Source organism: Bradyrhizobium sp. Mp27, from assembly GCF_029953005.1.
Lineage (GTDB): Bacteria > Pseudomonadota > Alphaproteobacteria > Rhizobiales > Xanthobacteraceae > Bradyrhizobium > Bradyrhizobium barranii.
The window spans coordinates 1-6,287 of sequence record NZ_JASAUS010000266.1; the positions used below are offsets into that span (position 1 = coordinate 1).

Consider the following 6,287-nt stretch of genomic DNA (forward strand, 5'->3'; position numbering starts at 1 on the left):
AGGCTCCGAAAGCCTTGCTCACGATCCCGCGAAATCGTTGCTCACGATCGTCTGAAATCTCTGCTCACGATCCCCTGAAATCCGCGCTCACGATCCCGCGAAACGCGCAGCGCGCTTCGCTAAGCGTCGTCTCGGACGGAACACCGCCCGTGCCGACGTTGCCGTGGGTCGCATGGAACAGCGTCTGGCCGTCCGACATCGTCGGGCCAGAGCCGGAGTTCGACACCAATAGGTTGACGAGAGCCTGACGCTCGAATTCAGCAGCCGCGAAGCCCAGGTAGCGCGACACATCACCGAGACCGCCAAGATCATCGTTGATCAGCGCCTTGCGCGTGATCGAGAAAATCTTGCCGTAGGTGTCGATAGCGTAGCTCTCCTTACTGTCGATGAAGCTACCATAGGGGTACTCGGCGCTCTCATTGACCTGCTCAAGCACGAAGCCGCCGTGGTCGATCTGAATGCGGTACTTGGCGCGGAAGTCATTCACTTCGGTCTGCTTCGCGATGCGGCGAATGCCCCCGGGCGCCGCCACGTAGGCATCGCGCAAGGATTTATTCATGAGGTTCGCCAGCAGCGCCGGATAGTCGGACGTGGTCTGCAAGGCGCGCGTGATCACGCTCGGACCCGTCATGCCCATGACGGACACGCCAGCGCGATGCAAACACTCGCGGGCAACGTCAGCGCAGGTCATGCCGACGAACTGCCGGGCCTCTGGCGACGGCGTAAAGGTCGCATTGATGCGGGTGTACATCGCTTCAGCGGCGGCGCGCTGGAAGGTCTCAGGATTGTCGAGAGAGTTGCGATTGTGCATGGTGTTTCCATTGCTGCGAACCGTCACAGAGCGGTCCAACATGTCGTTGAGGAAGGCGGCGCGAGCCTGTTCGATGGTCGCACCGAGTTCGATAAGAGCGTCGATGCGCTGCTGAGAGGCGCCAGCACGCTGACCGAGCGAGTGGATGGCGCGCTCATCGAGATAAGTGAAACATCCGTCAAACAGGGTCGGGTCGTTCGCCAGACGAGTGCGCGCGGTCGGATCGGCCGGCACCGCGACGAACGAGGCTTCACGGATCGACCAGCGAACCGCCGTCATGGTGCGCTGGCCGCTGGCGTCCTTGCCCTGCTTCCATTCGTCAACAGCGTAGCCGACCGACAGGCTGCGCAGGATGCCGTCGCGGACATCCTGAACGACCGCAGCGATCTCCGGGCGAGACGAGAAACGGACACGACCGATGACCTGATCGCCCTCGATGCGTACGTCGTCGAGCGAACCAAGGACGGCGTCCAGGCTGCCGGAGTTGTGATTGCTGAGCACCGAGGCGCCGCGCGTGGTCGCGATGTCGAGACCCGCCGGGTCGAGGATTTCCAAGAACTCGCCGCCGCGCGCGTCACGACGACGCACCGGCGTATTGGACGCGATGACGGCTTCAATGGTCATGGCGTCAGGATCGAACGTGCGCGGGCGCGGCACGGCTTCGCGACGTTCGAGGGGCAGTGCGCTCTCGCGCAGAAGAATATGACGCATGGTTAGACGTTCTCCGTGTCGGGTTGATTGCTGATGTTGGTGGCATTCGCCGACAGGTCATCGGCGGAAAATGGATCGGCTTCGATCTCGGCATCGACATCGGCCGGGTCGCGACCGCCCTCCGAGATGACTTCGGCGCGGGATTTGACCTTGGCGGCGATGTTCAGCGTGGCGGCCTTGGCGGCCTTGAGTTCGTCGATCGGCGGCCATCCGGGGAACAGGAACTGCGCCGTATAGCGCTCCGGGCTCGTTTCATAATCGGGGGCGCGCAGGCGACCGCTGAGGACGTCAAGCAGGACGATGCGATCCCAGATCGGTGTCAGAAGCTGCGCGACGATATGGTTCTGCTGCAGCGCCTTCACGCGACGCAGGAACGCCGCCATGCCGAGCTTACCGGCACTGAAGTTCACGCTGGCGAGATCGCCCGATGCGACGAAGAACGGAACGCCCGTGCCGGAGCCGGCGCAGATCAGGCGCTCGATATGCGAGAGAACTTCCGCGACCGTATTCATCTCGGAAGTCGGCGGGAACGACACGTCACAGCCGGGCGGCAGCTTCAACGTGGCGCCGGGTTCAAGCTGCAAGGTCGCCGGATCATTGGGGCTGTTGATGTCATAGACGAGATCGCCGTTCGGGTCGCGAACAACCATCGCGACCAGACAGGACACGCGCAGCTTCATGACGGCGGCATCGATGGCGCTATCAAGCTCCATGGCGAGCGGTGCGACAGCGGTCAGCGGCGAGACGCCGCGCGGCATGCCCGGGAAGCGAGGCTCGAAGACATGAGCAACATCGAGCGCCGACACGCGCACGGGAGGCAGGACCGACGCCCATGGCGCATCCGGCTGCGACGGCAGCACCCAATAGGCCACGCGGGGGCCGATCGCGTCGAATTCGACACCGGCCATGATGTTGGGTGCATCGCCGGTCATACCGAGGCTCAGCACTGTCCGAGCGCTGTCAACCTGATCGGCGCTCAGAAGCTGCAGGCTCAGTGTCATCGTCAAGGGATCGACGATGAACTTCGTGAAGCTCTCGCCGTCAATCACGAAGCCACGAGCGACGCGGCTGAGATATCCGCCGAGCGACATCGTTCCCTCGATGTCGCAGGATGCGAAGAACGCATTCCAGACGCGCTGCAGGTGAGCGTTCACTTCCGGGTCAGGATGCGCAGAGCGTACGGTCGGGCCGTCACCGACGATCGCAGTGACGGCGTTCGTGACGATCGACGAGATCAGTGCGTTGTTCTCGGCCTGATGCGCGATCTTGCGCGAGGCCAGTCGAGCCGCCGCAAGCGACTGCGTCACCGGAGCGTTCAGCATGTAGTTCGTCGGCCAGCGGCCTGAGCCGCCAGTCACGTCATAGCCTGAGAACCCGCGCGCGAAGGCACGGAAGGCGAGAGCGGTGCGCTTGAAGATGTTCACTGCAGAGCGCCTTCCTTTGCAGCTTCAAGATGGCGCATGGCCTGCCACTTTTCGATAACCAACGAACGGCGCGGCGCGATAGCAGCGGCGAGCAAGTCAGCGCCGGCATCGAGCTCTTCCAGCGTCGGCCAGATGCGCGCCGGGATTTCAATATCGTGCTCGGCAGCACGCGCGCGCAGAGTGGTCAGAGCGTCATGCAAGCCGACGCAAAAGAACGCGATGCGCGGTGCCTCGGCGATCCCGAACTTCGCGAGGTCAGGGCAATTCGCCTTGAAGTGAGCTGCCGTCTCCGCCATCGCGGCAAGAACGTTCGGGGCGGAGAGAATGAGCCAACGCTCGCCGTCATGAGCGAAGACGATGTGAACCGCCTTGCCGCCGTCGAGATCGTTCAGGTGCGAGATTACTTCGAGCTGCAGATCATGCATCACGTGACCGATCGCAGCGCGCTTCGCGCCGGCTGAGATCAACATGTCGATGACCACCATGATCAGCGCGTCAGCGGCGATGAAGATTTGATCGCGCCACAGACCGTCGGCGCGCTGTTCAGGCGTCGCGGTGATGAGCGGTGCGAACTGACCGCGCTGCTTGAGCTGACGACGATTGTATTCAGACTTCGAAATGAGCTTGTCGAAGTCATAAGGAGCGATCGGGGTGAGTGGAAACACGTTTCAAATCTCCGTCGTGACGCTGCTGTTGACTGACATCCATAAGCCGGCATGGATGAAGCGACAAGAAGAAAACGTAATAGAAACAATGACTTGCAAGGTATCACCTGATCGCGTCCGCTGGCGTGCGGCACTGACCGAGTGTCGTCCGGTGAATGCAAAAAAAATCTGCCCGGCTGGCGAACCGGGCAGATCAACGAAAGGAGACATGTTGGAATGAGCAACCATACTTCGATTAATAGCGAACTGTCTGTTCGAAGGACGACGGACCTACCCGCATCGGCCCCTACACCGTCTGCACCAACGGGCTCGCCGCTTACCGTGACTATCGCGGCGTTCACCGTCGCGATCCTGTACGACGTGAAGAGGTTGAGATCGCCAAAGTCTTCCTGAAGCTGTGTCGTCGGATGAAGTCGGCGCGGCCTCAGACTTCCCCGATCAATGGCACCTTGAAACACGACATCGAGCGTTGGGCTCATCGATATATCGGTCGCGGTGCCGTGATCCCTGCGGCGCTGGAGTTGGGTATTCCGATCGAACCCTTCTACGGCTACGGCCCGCGCGATGAGGATGACGACTTCGAGACGGCTGCTGCCGTGATCGGCATCAATCAGCGCGACGTTGAACGCATCATGCGGGAGGTCTGATCATGAAATCGATCAACCCGCCGAGCCATGAAGAGATGCTTGCTGCCATGGACCGGCGCCATGTGCTGTTCGAGGCAAGCAAGGTGCCGGGGCAGTGGGCCACCTCGCTTTCGACCGTGATCGAAGAGATGATCATCGAATTCAAGTCGGACTACGAGATCGAGATCATCTGCTCGCTCCATGCCGGAGGCAGGAACCCCGAGTTGAAGGAGTTGATCAAGCTCGCGCGCAAGAAGCTGAAACTCACTGATCCGGCCCACGGCATGGGACACTCTGCCGTGAAGCTGCGCGCGATGCCGTATCAATGGACCGATCCGGAACGCATCCCGATGCGCGAGTGGCTGTATGGTCGCCACCTAATCCGGAAGTTCGTCAGTGCCACGATCGCGCCGGGCGCGGTCGGTAAGTCCTCGCTCATGATCGGCGAGATGTTGGCGATGGTTTCCGGCCTGTCGCTGCTCGGCACGGAAACCGAGCAGTTGCGGGTCTTGTACTTTAACCTTGAAGACCCGCATGAGGAGATCATGCGTCGCATCCAGGCGGCGGCGATGTATTACGGCCTCATGTCCGACGACATCGAAGACCGGCTCTTTGTGAATTGCGGCCGTGATCAGCCGCTCGTCATTGCCGAGATGACGGACGGAGAGGCGGCGATCTGCTCGCCCATGGTCGAGGCGTTGGTTGCCGAGATCAAAGACAAGGGGATTGATGTCGTCATCATCGATCCCTTTGTCTCGTGCCACAAGCTCGCCGAGAACGACAACGGCGCCATCGACATGGTCGTGAAGGAATGGGGCAAGGTCGCCGACCAAGCCGATTGCGCGATCGAGTTGGTTCATCATGTGCGCAAGGGAGATCAGGAGGTTACCGTGCAAAGCGCACGCGGTGGCGGATCGTTCGCCGATGCCTGCCGCTCGGTGCGCGTGCTCAACCGGATGACCGAGGAGGAAGCGAAGAAGTGCGGCGTCGAGAACCGCCGCCTGCACTTCTCGGTGCTCGACGACAAAGCGAACATGGCGCCGCCTGCCGACAAGCGTGACTGGTTCAAGCTGGCGTCGGTCGATCTCTGCAACAATCCCTCCGGCAACGGCAGCGGCGGCGATTACATCGGCGTCGCTACGAAGTGGACTTGGCCTGACCCGCTCGAAGGGGTGACGGGTAGCGACTTCGAGCGCGCCGCTGCCGCGATCAAGGCCGGCCAGTGGCGCGCCAGCAGTCAGGCTAAGCGCTGGGTCGGACTTCCGATCGCCAAGGCGCTGGGTCTCAGTCTCACCGTGAAGAGCGAGAAGGCCAAGATCGCTGGATTGGTGAAGATTTGGCTAGCGAGCGGGGCGTTGGTCGAGGTCGAGAAGCTGGACGACGAGAGCCGCAAGATGAAGACATTCATCGAGGTCGCAGGCGATGATGATTAGCGGCTGTTCCACTTGCTCCACTTCGGTGGAGCAAAGTGGAGCAAGGTAGAGCAATGATCTGCTCCACCACCACCCCCCTTAGAGGGGTGGAGGGTGGAGCGGAGCAGATGGGGTCGTCGAAAACAAGGTGGAGCAGATGGGGCGGTCGAAATGAAAATCATTAATGTCGGGGCGATCTCGCCGGCTCGCGCCTTCGAGGCGCCAGAGAGGCCCGCCCATGCGGTCGATGCGATCGACGCCAGCGAACAGCCGGGCGTCATCGCGAAGCCGCTCCTAGGCCGCCGCTGGCCGCTGCAGGACCTCCTCGCCAGCATTCATGCCATTGAGATCGCCACGCGCGGACTCGACCGCTATGACCTCGCCGCCGTCGAGGTCTCACTGCGCGACGCCGCCGACACGATCGCGCGCCAGTTGCGCGTCGAGCGCTGCCTGCTTGATGACTGGCGCGACAAGTGAGGAATGCTTCGGCGCACCGCGCGGCGCTGGATGGTCGCGGGTCCCCTGATAGAGAGCTGGCCCCGCAAATTCGGACAGTAGCTTGAGTGGATTTTCTGCCTGACAGCGGCGAGGATTCTTGCTGCGAATCAGGAGCGAAGATGACGAAGAAGAGCCGCCGG

7 protein-coding genes are annotated in these 6,287 nt (G+C 61.8%); 4 read left to right on the forward strand and 3 right to left on the reverse strand.

Going from position 1 to position 6,287, the window contains the following annotated elements; genetic code table 11:
* Positions 1-64: 64 nt before the first annotated feature.
* From QJT78_RS47420 to QJT78_RS47430, 3 genes are all read right to left on the reverse strand, one after another.
* Positions 65-1,435, reverse strand: a complete 1,371-nt coding sequence (locus tag QJT78_RS47420) for an HK97 family phage prohead protease (protein ID WP_157790092.1) — start codon at positions 1,433-1,435, stop codon at positions 65-67.
* Positions 1,436-1,524: 89 nt separating this feature from the next.
* A complete protein-coding gene (locus QJT78_RS47425; protein ID WP_038945548.1) occupies positions 1,525-2,946 on the reverse strand; it encodes a phage portal protein in 1,422 nt (473 codons plus the stop codon).
* Positions 2,943-3,431, reverse strand: coding sequence for a hypothetical protein (locus tag QJT78_RS47430; RefSeq protein WP_157790093.1), 489 nt, complete (start codon positions 3,429-3,431; stop codon positions 2,943-2,945). The genes QJT78_RS47425 and QJT78_RS47430 overlap by 4 nt, the downstream gene beginning before the upstream one ends.
* Positions 3,432-3,597: 166 nt before the next feature.
* Here QJT78_RS47430 and QJT78_RS47435 point away from each other — a divergent pair, with 166 nt between their 5' ends.
* From QJT78_RS47435 to QJT78_RS47450, 4 genes are all read left to right on the forward strand, one after another.
* On the forward strand, positions 3,598-3,831 hold the full coding sequence (locus QJT78_RS47435) for a hypothetical protein (RefSeq protein ID WP_157790094.1): 234 nt from the start codon (positions 3,598-3,600) through the stop codon (positions 3,829-3,831).
* A 229-nt stretch (positions 3,832-4,060) separates the two neighbouring features.
* Entirely contained in the window at positions 4,061-4,258 is a 198-nt protein-coding gene (locus QJT78_RS47440; protein WP_157790095.1) for a hypothetical protein, read from the forward strand.
* A 2-nt stretch (positions 4,259-4,260) separates the two neighbouring features.
* Positions 4,261-5,670: an AAA family ATPase gene (locus QJT78_RS47445; protein WP_049808063.1), complete on the forward strand. Its 1,410-nt coding sequence runs from the start codon at positions 4,261-4,263 to the stop codon at positions 5,668-5,670.
* A gap of 150 nt (positions 5,671-5,820) precedes the next feature.
* Positions 5,821-6,126 (forward strand): hypothetical protein, encoded by a 306-nt coding sequence (locus tag QJT78_RS47450; protein ID WP_038945552.1) that lies wholly within the window; start codon positions 5,821-5,823, stop codon positions 6,124-6,126.
* Positions 6,127-6,287: the final 161 nt, after the last annotated feature.

Bases quoted from the DNA above. Each gene is read 5' to 3' on its own strand.
- QJT78_RS47420 (WP_157790092.1), bottom strand. From the start codon at position 1,435: ATGACCATTGAAGCCGTCATCGCGTCCAATACGCCGGTGCGTCGTCGT.
- QJT78_RS47430 (WP_157790093.1), bottom strand. From the start codon at position 3,431: ATGGTGGTCATCGACATGTTGATCTCAGCCGGCGCGAAGCGCGCTGCG.
- QJT78_RS47450 (WP_038945552.1), top strand. From the start codon at position 5,821: ATGAAAATCATTAATGTCGGGGCGATCTCGCCGGCTCGCGCCTTCGAG.
- QJT78_RS47445 (WP_049808063.1), top strand. From the start codon at position 4,261: ATGAAATCGATCAACCCGCCGAGCCATGAAGAGATGCTTGCTGCCATG.